The sequence below is a fragment of the Streptomyces sp. NPDC058291 genome (assembly GCF_042880855.1).
Classification (GTDB): Bacteria; Actinomycetota; Actinomycetes; order Streptomycetales; family Streptomycetaceae; genus Streptomyces.
The window spans coordinates 101,097-116,924 of sequence record NZ_JBHVYK010000006.1; the positions used below are offsets into that span (position 1 = coordinate 101,097).

12 protein-coding genes and 1 pseudogene are annotated in these 15,828 nt (G+C 71.9%); 8 read left to right on the forward strand and 5 right to left on the reverse strand.

Going from position 1 to position 15,828, the window contains the following annotated elements:
- Positions 1 to 95: 95 nt before the first annotated feature.
- Positions 96 to 794 (forward strand): annotated as a pseudogene (locus ACFVYK_RS04995) (potassium channel family protein); the annotation flags it as partial.
- A 66-nt stretch (positions 795 to 860) separates the two neighbouring features.
- Positions 861 to 1,841 carry an NAD(P)H-quinone oxidoreductase gene (locus ACFVYK_RS05000; RefSeq protein ID WP_389768569.1) on the forward strand — a complete coding sequence of 327 codons (981 nt, stop codon included), beginning with the start codon at positions 861 to 863 and terminating at the stop codon, positions 1,839 to 1,841.
- Between the two features lie 103 nt (positions 1,842 to 1,944).
- On the opposite strand, the gene ACFVYK_RS05005 is transcribed toward ACFVYK_RS05000, so the two are convergent.
- Complete coding sequence (locus tag ACFVYK_RS05005; protein WP_389768572.1) at positions 1,945 to 2,493, reverse strand: hypothetical protein; 549 nt, start codon at positions 2,491 to 2,493, stop codon at positions 1,945 to 1,947.
- A gap of 163 nt (positions 2,494 to 2,656) precedes the next feature.
- Here ACFVYK_RS05005 and ACFVYK_RS05010 point away from each other — a divergent pair, with 163 nt between their 5' ends.
- Positions 2,657 to 3,205: a bacterial proteasome activator family protein gene (locus tag ACFVYK_RS05010; protein WP_389768574.1), complete on the forward strand. Its 549-nt coding sequence runs from the start codon at positions 2,657 to 2,659 to the stop codon at positions 3,203 to 3,205.
- Between the two features lie 68 nt (positions 3,206 to 3,273).
- Here the strand turns inward: ACFVYK_RS05010 and ACFVYK_RS05015 are convergent, their stop codons facing one another.
- Positions 3,274 to 4,899 (reverse strand): protein kinase, encoded by a 1,626-nt coding sequence (locus tag ACFVYK_RS05015; RefSeq protein WP_389768576.1) that lies wholly within the window; start codon positions 4,897 to 4,899, stop codon positions 3,274 to 3,276.
- A 356-nt stretch (positions 4,900 to 5,255) separates the two neighbouring features.
- On the opposite strand from ACFVYK_RS05015, the gene ACFVYK_RS05020 reads away from it, so the two are divergent.
- A complete protein-coding gene (locus ACFVYK_RS05020; RefSeq protein ID WP_389768680.1) occupies positions 5,256 to 6,842 on the forward strand; it encodes a protein kinase in 1,587 nt (528 codons plus the stop codon).
- A gap of 97 nt (positions 6,843 to 6,939) precedes the next feature.
- Here the strand turns inward: ACFVYK_RS05020 and ACFVYK_RS05025 are convergent, their stop codons facing one another.
- Positions 6,940 to 8,208, reverse strand: coding sequence for a phosphotransferase (locus tag ACFVYK_RS05025; RefSeq protein ID WP_389768579.1), 1,269 nt, complete (start codon positions 8,206 to 8,208; stop codon positions 6,940 to 6,942).
- A gap of 545 nt (positions 8,209 to 8,753) precedes the next feature.
- Between ACFVYK_RS05025 and pdhA the strand changes: the two genes are divergently transcribed.
- Genes pdhA through ACFVYK_RS05040 form a run of 3 tightly spaced genes read left to right on the forward strand, consistent with a single transcriptional unit; the run spans position 8,754 to position 12,445 of the window.
- Entirely contained in the window at positions 8,754 to 9,977 is a 1,224-nt protein-coding gene (pdhA, locus tag ACFVYK_RS05030) for a pyruvate dehydrogenase (acetyl-transferring) E1 component subunit alpha (RefSeq protein WP_389768582.1), read from the forward strand.
- Between the two features lies 1 nt (position 9,978).
- Positions 9,979 to 10,971, forward strand: coding sequence for an alpha-ketoacid dehydrogenase subunit beta (locus ACFVYK_RS05035; protein WP_389768584.1), 993 nt, complete (start codon positions 9,979 to 9,981; stop codon positions 10,969 to 10,971).
- 10 nt (positions 10,972 to 10,981) lie between these two features.
- Positions 10,982 to 12,445 carry a dihydrolipoamide acetyltransferase family protein gene (locus ACFVYK_RS05040; RefSeq protein WP_389768587.1) on the forward strand — a complete coding sequence of 488 codons (1,464 nt, stop codon included), beginning with the start codon at positions 10,982 to 10,984 and terminating at the stop codon, positions 12,443 to 12,445.
- A 156-nt stretch (positions 12,446 to 12,601) separates the two neighbouring features.
- Here the strand turns inward: ACFVYK_RS05040 and ACFVYK_RS05045 are convergent, their stop codons facing one another.
- Both ACFVYK_RS05045 and ACFVYK_RS05050 read right to left on the reverse strand, forming a co-directional pair.
- On the reverse strand, positions 12,602 to 13,849 hold the full coding sequence (locus ACFVYK_RS05045; RefSeq protein WP_389768590.1) for a nitrate/nitrite transporter: 1,248 nt from the start codon (positions 13,847 to 13,849) through the stop codon (positions 12,602 to 12,604).
- A gap of 80 nt (positions 13,850 to 13,929) precedes the next feature.
- Complete coding sequence (locus ACFVYK_RS05050; protein ID WP_389768593.1) at positions 13,930 to 14,613, reverse strand: GntR family transcriptional regulator; 684 nt, start codon at positions 14,611 to 14,613, stop codon at positions 13,930 to 13,932.
- Positions 14,614 to 14,857: 244 nt separating this feature from the next.
- On the opposite strand from ACFVYK_RS05050, the gene ACFVYK_RS05055 reads away from it, so the two are divergent.
- Positions 14,858 to 15,760, forward strand: a complete 903-nt coding sequence (locus ACFVYK_RS05055; RefSeq protein ID WP_389768596.1) for a D-alanyl-D-alanine carboxypeptidase family protein — start codon at positions 14,858 to 14,860, stop codon at positions 15,758 to 15,760.
- The last annotated feature ends 68 nt before the right edge of the window (positions 15,761 to 15,828 follow it).

Below are 15,828 nucleotides of genomic sequence, written 5' to 3' on the forward strand. Positions count from 1 at the left end.
GATCGCTGGAACCATGGTTCCCGGCGGGTCGGCGTCCGCCGTGAACCAACACGAGTCCTTGAGCCCTCAGCTGTCCATGATCCTCGGAGGTCCCCTTGCGTGACCACACTGTCGTCGTCGGCTTCGGCACGAAGGGCCGGTCCGCGATCCGGACGGCCTGTGCGGCGGGCCTGCGCAAGGAGCAGGTCGTGGTCATCGACCCGAGCGCCAAGGCGGTCGACACGGCGAAGGCCGAGGGCTACCAGGGCGTGATCGGTGACGCCACGCGCAACGACGTCCTGCGTCGGGCCGAGGTGCAGCGGGCTGGGCGCATCGTCATCGCGACCCAGCGCGACGACACGGCCGTGCTGGTGGCGCTCACCGCTCGCCAGCTCAACCCGGGGGCGAAGATCGTGGCGGCGGTCCGCGAGGAGGAGAACGCTCCGCTGCTCCGGCAGTCGGGCGCCGACGAGGTCATCACCAGCGCCGGGGCGGCCGGCCGGCTGCTGGGCCTGTCCGTGCTCAGCCCGGCGGCGGGCCGGGTCATGGAGGACCTCATCCGGCAGGGCGACGGGCTCGACCTGGTCGAACGTCCCGTCACCAAGGCCGAGGCGGGCCGCGATCCGCGGGAGACGGCCGACCTGGTGGTCAGCGTCGTGCGCGGGCACCGCGTCCTGGCCTACGACGACCCGGCGATCGGGGTGCTGGAGCCCACGGACCGACTGGTCTCGATCGTGCGGGTGGGGCCGGACCGGGCACACGCCAGCCTCGGCACACCCGGCATGCCCGGCGTGCCGCCGTTGCCGCTGGCCTGAACTCTCCCGCGATCGCGCATCGTTCCCCCGCGGCCTTGATCGGGGGCGAGGAGTAGCGTCGTCCCCATGTATGCGATCACGATTCCCGAACCTGGTGGTCCCGAGGCGCTGGTGTGGGACGAGGTCCCCGACCCCGTCCCCGGCGAGGGCGAGGTCCTGGTCGAGGTGGTGGCCGGCGCCGTCAACCGCGCCGACATCCTGCAGCGGCAGGGCTTCTACGACCCGCCGCCCGGAGCCTCCCCCTACCCCGGCCTGGAGTGCTCCGGCCGGATCGCCGCGATCGGCCCCGGCGTCTCCGGCTGGACCGTCGGCGAGGAGGTGTGCGCGCTGCTCGCGGGCGGCGGCTACGCCGAGAAGGTCGCCGTGCCGGCCGGCCAGCTGCTCCCGGTGCCCGAGGGCGTGGACCTCCGCCAGGCCGCAGCGCTCCCCGAGGTGACCAGCACCGTCTGGTCGAACGTCTTCATGATCGCCCACCTGCGTCCCGGCGAGACGCTGCTCGTACACGGCGGCTCCAGCGGCATCGGCACCATGGCGATTCAGCTGGCCAAGGCCGTGGGCGCGCGGATCGCCGTCACGGCGGGCACCAAGGAAAAGCTGGACCAGTGCGCCGAGCTGGGCGCCGACATCCTCATCAACTACCGCGAGCAGGACTTCGTCGCCGAGCTGAAGCAGGCCACCGCCGGCGCCGGCGCGGACGTCATCCTCGACAACATGGGCGCGAAGTACCTGGACCGCAACGTCCAGGCTCTCGCCGTCAACGGCCGTCTCGCGATCATCGGCATGCAGGGCGGCGCCAAGGCCGAGCTGAACATCGGTGCGCTTCTCGGCAAGCGGGCCGCCGTCAGCGCGACCTCGCTGCGGGCCCGTCCCCTGGAGGAGAAGGCCGCCATCGTGGCGGCCGTACGCGAGCACGTGTGGCCGCTGGTCGCCGCGGGCGAGGTGCGCCCCGTCGTCGACCGCGAGGTCCCGATGAACGACGCGGCCACCGCCCACCGCGTCGTGGAGGAGAGCGGCCACATCGGCAAGGTCCTGCTGGTCGCGCCCTAGCCGCCGCCCACATGGGTCCGGTGCTGTGTCCGGCTGTCGTCGGCGTCGGCGTCGGCGTCGCCGTTCCGGGCCGTCCGGCCGGTGGCGGGCGGCGGGGCCGTTGTCAGCCGCGGCGCAGGCGGAGGGCGGCGATCGCGAGGGCGATCCCGAGACCGATGAGGACGAGGCCGCTGCCGAGCGGCAGGATCTGCAGGACGGGCCCGTCGGCCCGCTCGCCCTGCGTGGCCGCCTGCCGTACGGAGCCCTGCGGTTCCGCCGAGGTCACGGGAACGGAGGCCTCGGGAGGCTGGGACGCGCCGTCGTCGGCGAGGTCGCCGTCACCGGCCTCCGCCTCGCCGTCGCCGGCGTCAGGGTCTTCGTCCGAGGGGTCCTCGTCGCCCGGGTCCTGCGCCGTCTCGTCCTCGCCCTCGTTCGCCCGCCCGGGCCGCTCGCGCCCCTCCCCCGCCCGGCTGCCGGCCCGGTCGGGCTCGCGCGGGGAGGGCGAAGGCGAGGAGGGCGCGGGCGCGTCGGCGTACGTCGGGACGCGTTCGCGCACCGACCCGACCGACCCGACCGCGTAGGGGGCGGAGGCTCCGTACGACAGTGCGAGGACTCCCGCCAGGGCCGTCGTGACCACCCGCGTCCCGCACCCTGCCCACTGCCATGGAGTCACGTCCGTGACCCCCTCCCGATGACCGGTCGCCAAGGAAACACGCACCAAGCGTTACATCGGCGTATTTTCACCGCATTCCGGACTCCGCCGAACGGAAACGGTGGATCACCTTTCCCGGGGGGCACCACGGTGACGAGGTGGGGACGTGCGAGAGAATGGCGGCATGGAGATGCCGAGGAACGAAAGCTCGCCGGAGAACGCCCAGAAGATCCTGGTCGTAGGCCAGGACGGCATGACGCTCGGCGGCCTCGACGCCGACGAGGACTCCCGTGAGATCCCGGTGACGGAGCAGGTCGAGCAGCCGGCGAAGGTCATGCGGATCGGAAGCATGATCAAGCAGTTGCTGGAGGAGGTGCGCGCGGCCCCTCTCGACGAGGCGAGCCGTGCCCGGCTGAAGGAGATCCACTCGAGCTCGGTGAAGGAGCTGGAGGACGGCCTGGCGCCGGAGCTGGTCGAGGAGCTGGAGCGGCTGTCCCTGCCGTTCAACGAGGAGTCGACGCCGAGTGACGCGGAACTGCGCATCGCGCAGGCCCAGTTGGTCGGCTGGCTGGAGGGCCTCTTCCACGGCATCCAGACCACGCTCTTCGCCCAGCAGATGGCCGCGCGGGCCCAGTTGGAGCAGATGCGCCGCGCGCTGCCGCCAGGCGTGAGCCACGAGGGCGCGGACGATCCGCGTGCCGCGGGCGGTCGTTCGGGCGGGCCGTACCTGTAGTCGTCCGCAGTCACCCACCCCGGGCCCGGCGTCGGACGCCGGGCCCTTTCACATGAGCTCGGCGAATCTCAGGCCGGGTTGCCGGTGGAGACCTTGAGCTCGATCTCGGGCATGTCCTTGGGGTCGACGTCCGTGCCGGCGGAGGGGAACTGGTCCATGACCGCTCCGTCACCGTAGGTGTTCTCGTCGATCTTCGTGATCTTGTACTGCCAGCCGGCGGCCTGGAAGCACGCCTTGACCGAGCCGATGTACTTGAACTTGAAGTCCGGCACCTGGATCTTGTCGGGGTCGTTGTACGACTCCTGCGGCTCGGAGCACTCCGTCGCGTCGATCGTCTTGGAGGTGTCCGGCGCTCGGTAGTCCGCCGCCTTGGTCGCCGACGGGGAGGAGCTGGTGGCGCCGCCGCCCTTGGCGTCGTCGTCCGAGCCGCCGCCCACCGTGAGGCTGGCGATCAGGCCGCCGACCGCGACCACGGCGACGACGGCGGAGCCGATGAGGACCGGCTTGCTGCTCCTGCGGCCGCCCGGGGTCACCGTGGTCGAGGGCTGCGGGGCGAGGTTGTACGCGGGCGGGGTGTGCGGGGCCTGCTGGTTGTACGCCGGAGCGGGCGTCTGGTAACCGCCCTGCTGCGGGTAGCCGTAGGACCCGGCGGGCGTCGGGGCGCCGTAGGGGTTCGGGTTCGGGCCGCTCTGGTAGGGCGTCTGCACGCTGCCCTGCGGCGGGGTGCTCTGGCCGACCGGCGGGAACACCGCCGAACCGACGCCCGCGCCGCTGGACGTCTGGGCGCCCGGGACGATGCTCGGCGGGGCCGGCTGGAAGGACGCGGCGACGCGCAGGCACTCGTCGCGCATGGCGACGGCGGTCGGAAAACGCTCGTTCGGGTTCTTCTTCAGCGCGCGGGCGACGAGCGCGTCGACGGCCGGCGGCAGCGCCCGGTTGATCGAGGAGGGAGCCACCGGCTCCTCCTGCACGTGCGCGTACGCGATCGCAAGCGGTGAATCCGCCTCGAACGGCAGCCGCCCGGTGACCAGTTGGAAGAGCATGATGCCGACCGAGTACAGGTCGGACCGCGCGTCCACCCCGCGTCCCAGGGCCTGTTCGGGCGAGAGGTACTGGGGGGTTCCGACGACCATGCCCGTCTGCGTCATCGAGGTGACGCCGGACTGCATGGCGCGCGCGATACCGAAGTCCATCACCTTGACCACGCCGCGCTTGGTCATCATCACGTTGCCGGGCTTGATGTCGCGGTGGACCAGCCCCATCTCGTGGCTGATCTCCAGCGCCGCCAGCACGTCCGCGGTGATCTTCAGCGCCTTGTCGGCGGGCATCGCGCCCTGGCGCCGCACGTCCTCGTCGAGCACCGAGCCGAGCGGGCGGCCCTCGATGTACTCCATGACGATGTAGGGCGTGGTGAGCCCGTCCACGTCGTCCTCGCCCGTGTCGAAGACGGAGACGATGTTGGTGTGCGTGAGCTTGGCCACGGCCTGCGCCTCGCGGCGGAAACGCTCGCGGAAGGCCTGCTCACGGCCCAGTTCGGTGTGCAGGGTCTTCACCGCGACCTGGCGGTCGAGCACGGCGTCGTAGGCGAGGTGGACCGAGGCCATGCCGCCCTCGCCGAGCAAGTCGCGCAGCTGATAGCGGCCGGCGGCGAGCGCCCGCCCCGCGTACCGGCCCTGCGCGCCGTCCTGGCTCATCTTCTGCGTCCCCCATAGGCCCTCTGGCAGCCGTTGACCGTCGTTGATCGACAGCGCTATTCCCGGCCAAGTCTGCCGCAGGGCACCGACACGTCAAGTTCGGTGCCCGTTCCGTGACCCTAAGAGGAAGAAGCGTCGCGGAAGCGTTACAGCCGGCGTACGGCCGGTACACAGAATTTGCACGCCGGTACGGAGTACGGGTTGGATGGCCGGTCCGTCCCGGACCGGCGCAGGGGCCCGCCCGGGGCGTCCTTTTGGGGATCGTCCCGGACCGGCGGCTTGCGCGGAGGCTGTAGCGTGGCCGACGGAGACCGTGACAACACCGCGCGCACCGCGGGCAGAAACGACGGCGAGGACTGATGGCACAGCAGCGCGCTCAGGGCCCGTCCGACCCCGAGGCGACTGGCGGCGGTATGTCAGATGCGCCGGAGAACTGGGGCAACGGAGGGCTGGTCGGGGATGGCCGGTACCGGCTGACCCGCAGACTCGGCCGAGGCGGCATGGCCGAGGTGTTCGCGGCCGAGGACGTACGTCTCGGCCGCACCGTCGCGGTCAAACTGCTGCGTGCCGACCTCGCCGAGGACCCCGTGTCCAAGGCCCGCTTCACGCGCGAGGCCCAGTCGGTGGCCGGACTCAACCACCATGCGATCGTCGCCGTGTACGACTCCGGCGAGGACTTCGTGGGCGGCCAGAGCGTGCCGTACATCGTGATGGAGATCGTCGAGGGGCGCACGATCCGCGACCTTCTCCTCAACGCCGAGGCTCCGGGCCCCGAGCAGGCCCTGATCATCACCTCCGGCGTCCTGGAGGCGCTCGCCTACTCGCACCAGCACGGCATCGTGCACCGCGACATCAAGCCGGCGAACGTGATCATCACGCACAACGGCGCGGTGAAGGTCATGGACTTCGGCATCGCGCGCGCCCTGCACGGCGCGTCCACGACGATGACGCAGACCGGCATGGTCATGGGCACCCCGCAGTACCTGTCGCCGGAGCAGGCGCTCGGCAAGGCCGTCGACCACCGCTCCGACCTGTACGCCACCGGCTGCCTGCTCTACGAGCTCCTCGCGCTGCGGCCCCCCTTCACGGGCGAGACGCCGCTGTCGGTGGTCTACCAGCACGTGCAGGACATCCCGGTGCCGCCGTCGCAGACCTCGGGCGGGGAGTGCCCGCCGGAGCTGGACGGCCTGGTCATGCGCTCCCTCGCCAAGGACCCCGACGACCGCTTCCAGACGGCGGAGGAGATGCGCGGCCTGGTCCAGTACGGGCTGCAGATGCTGTACGACCAGGGCGGCCACACCGGCACCTGGAACACCGGCCCGGTGAGCGCGCAGGACGGCCGCGGGACGCCCGCCGGCGGCTTCGCGGGCACCGCGGTGCTGCCGCACGGCGCGGACGGCTCCAACACCTCGCAGATCCCGCAGCCGATCCTGCCCACCGGTTACGGCGGTGGGGACGACGGCGGCTTCGAGGGCCACGGGAACAGGGGCAGCGGCCGCGGCAAGCTGTGGATCCTCGCCGTCTTCGCGGTGATCGCCATCGCCGCGGGCGTCGCGCTCGCCCTCAACAACAAGGGCACCGGAACCGGGGGCGGCGAGACCTCGACGTCCCCGTCCGCCTCGCCGTCCGTCTCGCGGTCCGCCCCGAGCGAGAAGCCCAGCGCCGAGGAGAGCGAGACGTCCAGCGGCGACTCCTCGACGGACGACAACACCGGCTCGAACTCCCACCAGGACTACTCGCCGTCGTACTCGCCCTCCTTCTCGCCGTCCTCCTCGCCCTCCGCGTCCGCGAGCCGTGAGCCGACGGGCGAGGAGACGGGCAGCCAGCCGTCGGACGAGCCCACCGACACGGAGACCGAGCCGAGCGCCCCGGCCACGGGGGGCAACGAGACGGGCGGGACCGACCCGGGCAACACCAGCCTGGGCGCCGGACTCGGCGGGTGACCGAGCTTCTCCTCCGCGCGCGCCGGGGCCCCTGACCGGGCTCCACGCGCGCGTGTGTGTGTTCCGGGGGCGGGGCGAGTCCGTCGGACCCGGCCGGTCACTGCGTGAACGCCCCGCAGACGGCGTCGTACTCGAGCGTCCACCACACGGCGAGCGCCGAGGAGGCCGCGAACTGGGAGTCCGCGCGCGTGTCGCCGCGCTCGTAGTGCCAGCGCAGCATCCAGAAGTCGTTGAGCCGCTCCCACCACACGCGGTGCACGGCCGCGCCGAGTTCCCGGGGCGTGGCTCCCGCCGTCCGCCGGTACGCGCGGGCGTACTGCCTGGTCTTGCGCAGGTCGAGCGTGCCGTCGGGCCGGACGAAGAAGATCGCGGCCGCGCGGACGGCCTCCTCCGCGCGGGGCTGCACGCCGAGCCGGTCCCAGTCGACGATGGCGGCGGGGGCGTCGCCGCGGTAGAGCAGGTTGAAGGGGTGGAAGTCCCCGTGCACCCAGCCGACCGGACCGCCGTGCGGGGGACGCCGGTCGGCGTGCCGTTCCAGAAGCCCGCGCCGTTCCAAAAGGCGATGGCGCGCCAGCTCGTCGAAGGAGCCCGTGGGGCGGTGACGCCGCATGCGCGCGAGGAGATCGTCGATGAGGGCGAAGGTGTCCGCGGGGTCGGGGCTCGGGGCGGGGGCCGCGGGCCGGGCGGGAGCGGCATCGGGGGCCCGGCCCGGTGCGGTGAGTCCGGGGCCGGCGGGGGGCGTCGGCTCGGCACGCGTGACGGCCGGGGCGGCGGGCGCGGTGGCCTCGGCGGACTCTGATCTGCGTCGGCGCCCCGCTGCCTGACCGGCGGGAGGGGCGGGCTGCGGGGGAGCGGCGGGTTCGGCGCGGGGGGTGCGCCCGGCCGGGGCGGCGCGCTCCGGCTCGCGCGCCCACGGCACCCGTTCGCCACGCTCCGGCGACGGTTGTTCGCCGGGCGGGCGCATCACGTGCTCCAGGCAGGCGTGCACCACGCCCAGCAGCGCTCCGAGGCGGTCGCACTGGCCTGGGCTGAGTTGGGCGCCGTGGCGGTGGCGGCCTTCGATCCACGGGTGGAGGGCGTAGGCGTGGCCGCCGACGACGGCGACCGTGCGGCCGTCGCGGCCCGGCAGCGGGGGAGCGACCGGGACGCCCAGATCGGCCAGCCGCTCGGTGGCCCGGTGCTGACGGGCGATCGACGCGGGATCGGCGGTGTCCGGGTCGAAGTGGTGCTTGAGGAAATAACGGCCCCGGGTGGTGCGCAGCCGGTATCCGCGGTTCAGCAGGCCTTCCTCGACGGGTTCGCAGGCGAGCGCGGAGCCGGCGGCGTACCGCCGGAGCAGTGCGCCCAGAGGGGGCGCGTGGGGCATTGAGGGGGGTACACAGGGGCGCGGCACGCGCTCGATGCTAGGCCACTGATCCCGCCCGTGAGCTGCGCGTTGTCACAGAAAGTCACCAGTGGTCAAGAGGTGGCAGAGGCGGTCGCTCCAGGTCGTGCCGCAGGACCGCTCCGAGGGCGTCGAGGAGGGGCGCGTCGGGATGGTCCGCCGGGGCGCGCGGGGGCCCGCCGGCCGCCGCCCGGCCCGCCCGGACGGCGGCAGGTCGCTGCCCGACGCCTCTTCCCGTGGCCTGGGTGGCCGGGATAACGTGCCGTTGCTCCGGCCTCCTGCAAGGCTGTGACCAGGCTCTCTCCCGACTTTGCCGATTTACTTGGATATCCAAGCAAAAACGCAGGTCAGGAGGGGTTTCACAGAAATGTGAAGCACTGGGTAACGTGTCGACCGCAGGGCGCTCGCCGGGGCACCTGTCACACCTGTTCCGACCGAGTGACACCCACCCCGTGCACGGGTGTCGGAAAAGGTGAGCCGCACTGGTACCCGGCAACCCCGGGGGCCGGACCGACGGAGGAGCACACGTGACCGTGGAGAGCACTGCCGCGCACAAGCCGCGACGCAGCGCCGGAAGCAAGGCCGGCGCCACCGGCACCGAGCGCACCACCCGCACCACCGCCAGGAAGAGCGCCGAGCCCGAGCTCGTGCAGCTGCTGACGCCGGAGGGCAAGCGGGTCAAGAACGCCAGGAACGCCGAGTACGCCAAGTACGTCGCCGGTGTCACCCCCGAAGACCTTCGCGGCCTCTACCGCGACATGGTGCTCACCCGCCGTTTCGACGCCGAGGCGACCGCCCTGCAGCGCCAGGGCGAACTGGGCCTGTGGGCCTCGCTGCTCGGTCAGGAGGCCGCACAGATCGGCTCCGGACGGGCCACCCGCGAGGACGACTACGTCTTCCCGACCTACCGTGAGCACGGCGTCGCGTGGTGCCGGGGCGTCGACCCGACGAACCTGCTGGGCATGTTCCGCGGCGTGAACAACGGCGGCTGGGACCCCAACAGCAACAACTTCCACCTGTACACCATCGTCATCGGCTCCCAGACGCTGCACGCGACCGGGTACGCGATGGGCGTGGCCAAGGACGGCGCGGACAGCGCGGTCATCGCCTACTTCGGCGACGGCGCCTCCAGCCAGGGCGACGTGGCGGAGTCCTTCACCTTCTCCGCGGTCTACAACGCGCCGGTGGTGTTCTTCTGCCAGAACAACCAGTGGGCGATCTCCGAGCCCACCGAGAAGCAGACCCGCGTCCCCCTCTACCAGCGTGCCCAGGGCTACGGCTTCCCGGGCGTCCGCGTGGACGGCAACGACGTGCTGGCCTGCCTCGCGGTCACCCGGTGGGCGCTGGAGCGGGCCCGCAACGGCGAGGGACCCACCCTCGTCGAGGCGTACACGTACCGCATGGGCGCCCACACCACCTCCGACGACCCGACGAAGTACCGGGCAGACGAGGAGCGCGAGGCCTGGGAGGCGAAGGACCCGATCCTGCGCCTGCGTCGTCACCTGGAGGCCTCGAACCACACGGACGAGGGATTCTTCGCGGAACTCGAAGCGGAGAGCGAGGCGTTGGGCAGGCGAGTGCGCGAAGCGGTCCGCGCCATGCCGGACCCGGACCGCTTCGCGATCTTCGAGAACGTGTACGCGGACGGGCACGCGCTGGTCGACGAGGAGCGGGCGCAGTTCGCCGCGTACCAGGCGTCGTTCGCGACGGAATCCGAGAGCGGCTTCGCCGCGGGTACGGGGGGAAACTGAGATGGCGGACACCGCGACCACCAAGAACCTGGCTCTGGCCAAGGCGATCAACGAGTCGCTGCGCCACGCCCTGGAGGCCGACCCCAAGGTCCTGATCATGGGTGAGGACGTCGGCAAGCTCGGCGGCGTCTTCCGGGTCACCGACGGCCTGCAGAAGGACTTCGGCGAGAGCCGCGTCATCGACACCCCGCTCGCCGAGTCGGGCATCGTGGGCACCGCGATCGGACTGGCCCTGCGCGGCTACCGCCCGGTGGTGGAGATCCAGTTCGACGGCTTCGTCTTCCCGGCCTACGACCAGATCGTCACCCAGCTCGCGAAGATGCACGCGCGCTCGCTGGGCAAGGTCAAGCTTCCGGTCGTCGTGCGCATCCCCTACGGGGGCGGCATCGGCGCGGTCGAGCACCACTCGGAGTCGCCGGAGGCGCTCTTCGCGCACGTGTCGGGTCTGAAGATCGTCTCCCCGTCCAACGCGTCCGACGCGTACTGGATGATGCAGCAGGCCATCCAGAGCGACGATCCGGTGATCTTCTTCGAGCCCAAGCGGCGCTACTGGGACAAGGCCGAGGTGAACACCGAGGCCATCCCCGGCCCGCTGCACAAGGCCCGGGTCGTCCGCGAGGGCACGGACCTGACCCTCGTCGCCTACGGCCCGATGGTGAAGCTCTGCCAGGAGGTCGCCGCCGCGGCCGCCGAGGAGGGCAAGAACCTGGAGGTCGTGGACCTGCGCTCGGTGTCCCCGCTGGACTTCGACTCGATCCAGACGTCGGTGGAGAAGACCCGCCGCCTGGTCGTCGTCCACGAGGCGCCCGTCTTCTTCGGCTCGGGCGCGGAGATCGCCGCCCGGATCACCGAGCGCTGCTTCTACCACCTGGAGGCACCGGTGCTCAGGGTCGGCGGCTACCACGCCCCGTACCCGCCGGCGCGCCTGGAGGATGAGTACCTGCCGGGCCTGGACCGGGTGCTCGACGCCGTCGACCGTGCCCTGGCGTACTGAGGAGAGGGTCGTGACGACGATGACGGAAGCGTCCGTACGCGAGTTCAAGATGCCCGACGTGGGCGAGGGGCTCACCGAGGCCGAGATCCTCAAGTGGTACGTCCAGCCGGGCGACACGGTGACGGACGGCCAGGTGGTCTGCGAGGTCGAGACCGCCAAGGCCGCCGTGGAGCTGCCCATCCCCTACGACGGCGTCGTGCGCTCGCTGCACTTCCCGGAGGGGACCACGGTCGACGTGGGCACGTCGATCATCGCGGTCGACGTGGCGGGCGGCGCGGGCTCCGCCCCGGTCGCCGAGGTGCCGGCGCAGGCCCCCGCGCAGCCGTCGGCCGCCCCGGCACAGACCCGGCCGAAGGCCGAGCCGGTGAAGGCCGAGCCGGCCAAGCCGGCCGGTTCGGGCCGGCAGCCGGTGCTCGTCGGCTACGGCGTGGCCGTGTCCTCCACCAAACGCCGGCCGCGCAAGGGCCCGGAGATCACCGTCCCGCAGGTCGCGGAAGCCGTCCAGGCGGAGCTGAACGGCCACGGCGGCGCGGCCGTCGTCAGGGACCGGCCGCTGGCGAAGCCGCCGGTCCGCAAGCTGGCCAAGGACCTCGGCGTCGACCTCGCCACGGTGGTCCCGTCCGGCCCGGACGGCATCATCACCCGCGAGGACGTCCACGCGGCGGCGGCCCCGGCCGCCGTGGCCGCTCCCACCACGCCCCAGCCGGCCGCCCAGGCCGCTTCGGCCCCGGTCACGGCCCCCGCGGCCGCGCCCGTGGCGTCGTACGACCCGGCCCGTGAGACCCGCGTCCCGGTCAAGGGCGTCCGCAAGGCGACGGCGGCGGCGATGGTCGGCTCGGCCTTCACCGCGCCGCACGTCACGGAGTTCGTGACGATCGACGTGACCCGCACGCTGAAGCTCGTCGAGGAGCTGAAGCGGGACAAGGACATGCAGGGGCTCAGGGTCAACCCCCTCCTCGTCATCGCCAAGGCCCTGCTGGTCGCCGTCAAGCGCCACCCGGAGATCAACGCGTCCTGGGACGAGGCGGCGCAGGAGATCGTGGTCAAGCACTACGTCAACCTGGGCATCGCGGCCGCCACCCCCAGGGGGCTGCTGGTCCCCAACATCAAGGACGCCCAGGCCAAGACGCTGCCGCAGCTGGCCGAGTCCCTCGGCGAACTGGTGTCCACGGCGAGGGAGGGCCGGACGTCGCCCGCCGCCATGCAGGGCGGCACGGTGACCATCACCAACGTCGGCGTCTTCGGCGTCGACACCGGAACCCCGATCCTCAACCCCGGCGAGTCGGCGATCCTGGCGGTCGGCGCGATCAAGCTCCAGCCGTGGGTCCACAAGGGCAAGGTGAAGCCCCGTCAGGTCACCACCCTGGCGCTGAGCTTCGACCACCGCCTGGTGGACGGGGAACTGGGCTCCAAGGTGCTGGCGGACGTGGCGGCGATCCTGGAGCAGCCGAAGAAGCTGATCACCTGGGGCTGAGCGGCCGAGCCCGGCGGCGGGAGCCGCGTCCCGGTCACCCGGGACGCGGCTCCCGCTCGTCGAACCCGCGGGCGCGTGCGGCCCCTCTCAGGCGGCACCCCGCGGGGCATGGACGGGCCCCTCTCAGGCGGCACCCCGTGGGCACGACAGCCGCACTCAGGCGGGCACGTGCACCGTTTCCACCCTGCTGGCCACCAGCCGCTCCCGCTCCCGGCGGGCCGCCCGCTTGCGCAGGCGCAGGATCTGGCTGACGCCGAGAGCCTGCAGCACGAAGACGCACGAGAAGGCGATCGTGTAGTCGTCGCCGGTCGCGTCCAGCAGCACGCCGATCGCGAAGAGCGTGGTCATGGACGCCACGAAGCCGCCCATGTTCGTGATGCCGGAGGCCGTCCCCTGGCGCTCGGGAGGGTTCGCCGGCCGGGCGAAGTCGAAGCCGAGCATGCTCGCGGGGCCGCACGCGCCGAGGACCGCGCAGAGCGTCACGAGCAGCCACATCGGCGCGCGGTCGCCGGGGCAGGCCAGCGTCGCCGCCCACATCACGGCCGTCGCGCCCACCGTGCCCAGGGCCAGCGGCAGCCGCGCCCCGTGGTGACGGGCGACGATCTGGCCGTAGACCAGGCCCACGACCATGTTGGACAGGACCACCAGCGTCAGGAGTTCCCCGGCCGTGGCCCGCGACAGGCCCTGGGCCTCGACCAGGAACGGCAGGCCCCACAGGAGCAGGAACACCATCGCGGGGAACTGGGTGGTGAAGTGCACCCACAGGCCCAGCCGGGTGCCCGGCTCCCGCCAGGACGCGGCGATCTGACGGCGGACGTAGGCCGCGCCCCGGTGCGGGAACGGCTGCGGCTCGTGGCCCTCGGGGTGGTCCTTCAGGAAGAGCAGCAGCAGGACCAGGACCACCACACCGGCCAGCGCGCTGCCCGCGAAGGCCGCGGTCCAGCCGACGCCGTGCAGGAGACGGGCCAGGACCAGGGTGGAGACGAGGTTGCCCGCCATCCCGGCCAGGCCGGCGAGCTGGGCGACCATCGGTCCGCGCCGCGCGGGGAACCACCGGGTCCCGAGCCGCAGGACGCTGATGAACGTCATCGCGTCCCCGCAGCCCAGCACGGCGCGCGAGGCGAGGGCCGTGCCGTAGGACGGGGAGAAGGCGAAGCCGAGCTGGCCGGCCGTGAACAGCACGGCGCCGATGGCCAGCACCTTCTTCGTGCCCAGCCGGTCGACCAGCAGGCCCACCGGAATCTGCATGCCGGCGTAGACGAGGAGCTGCAGGATCGAGAAGGCCGACAGGGCCGAGGCGTTCACCTGGAAGCGGTCGGCGGCGTCGAGGCCGGCCACCCCCAGCGAGGTGCGGAAGATGACCGCGACGAAGTAGACCGAGACGCCGATCCCCCAGACGGCCATGGCGCGTCGTCCGCCTGGTGGTGCCCCCTCCGGGGGAGGGTCACCCGGAAGGGTGGAGTTCACGCCGCGGGGCGCGGTGCTCATCGGACCTCCCCACGGGCGAGATGGGAGAACCAGCCGATGTGCCGGTGCACGAGGTCGACGGCCCGCTCGGCGTCGCCGGAGCGCAGCGCCCGAAGGATCTCCGCGTGCTCGGTGAGCGTTTTGGCGATCCGGTCGGGGTGCGAGTGCATGACGGCGACGCCCATCCGCAGCTGGCGGTCGCGGAGTTGGTCGTAGAGCCGCGACAGGATCTCGTTGCCGCCGCTGCGCACGATCTCGGCGTGGAAGCAGCGGTCCGTCACGGCGGCCGCCGCCAGGTCGCCCGCGGCGGCCTGTTCCCTCTGCTGGGCGAGCAGTTCCTCCAGGCGCGCGAGGAGCTTGGCCGGCGCGGGCACCGCCTTGCGCGCCGCGTGCTCCTCGACCAGCAGGCGGGTCTCCACCACGTCGGCGATCTCCTGCGCGGAGACCGGCAGGACCAGCGCGCCCTTCTTCGGGTAGAGCTTGATCAGCCCTTCCGCCTCCAGCCGCAGCAGCGCCTCGCGCACCGGCGTGCGCGAGACCCCCACGGCGTCGGCGAGCTCCCCCTCGGTGAGCAGGGCGCCGCCCTCGTAGCGACGGTCCAGGACACCCTGTTTGACGTGCGCGTACACGCGCTCCGCGGCGGGCGGCCGCTTGACGGGGACACCGGCGGGGACGGGGGCGGGCGGAGCGGAGGACTGCATGCCCACAGGATAGATACAACACGGACGCATCGGCGGGCCGGTCCAGGATGCGGACCCGGGGACGGGATCCGACGGGCGCGGCGGGTGGGGCCCGGGCAAGGGATGGATCAAGAAATCGGAAATTCTGCCCGGCAGACGCACAACTTTGTGTGCTACTTACGTGTCACACATGTGCGGCCCATCTCTTTCCCCCTTTGAACTTGGCCGCACCGCAGGGGCATTCGACGTAATCGGGGTATTTCAGTTGATAACCGCCATCAAGGGCATCCGAGTCCGCAGGGCCGCCGCCGTTGCCGTCACCGCCGGCGCAGTGCTCGCGACCGGGGTCCTCACCGCGGCGCCCGCACAGGCTGTCGCGACGCCCACGATCGCCGCCAAGACCGGCTTCGTGATGAACAACGCGAACGGTGCGGCGCTTTACAACAAGGGCATGGACACCAAGCTGTCCACCGGCTCCACCACCAAGATCATGACGGCGAACGTCGTGCTGTCGCAGACGAACCTGAACCTGGACGCCAAGGTCACCATCCAGAAGGCGTACAGCGACTACATCGTCGCGAACACCGCGTCGTCCGCGCGGCTGATCGTCGGCGACAGGGTCACGGTCCGTCAGCTGCTCTACGGGCTGATGCTGCCGTCCGGCTGCGACGCCGCGTACGCCCTGGCCGACACGTACGGCACGGGCACGACGCGGGCCGCGCGCGTGAAGAGTTTCATCGCCAAGATGAACGCCAAGGCGAAGACGCTCGGCATGACGAACACGCACTTCGACTCGTTCGACGGCATCGGCAGCGGGGCCAACTACTCCACCGCCAAGGACCTCACGAAGCTCGCCAGCAACTCGCTGAAGAACGCGAACTTCCGGGTGGTCGTCAAGACCAAGTCGTACACCGCCAAGACCGTCACCAAGACCGGCTCGACCCGCACCATGGGCGCGTGGATCAACACCAACACGCTGCTGAGCAGCTACAGCGGCGCCATCGGCGTGAAGACGGGCTCCGGCCCGGAGGCGAAGTACTGCCTCGTCTTCGCCGCCACCCGCAACGGCAAGACCGTCGTGGGCACGGTGCTGGCCTCCACCAGCACCACGGTGCGCGCCGCCGACGCGACCAAGCTGCTGAACTACGGCTTCGCCCGGCTGGGCTGACTTCTGGTCAGTCTCTGAGCCCTGGAGACGGGCCCGTCGTGATCGTCACGACGGGCCCGTTCTCGTCC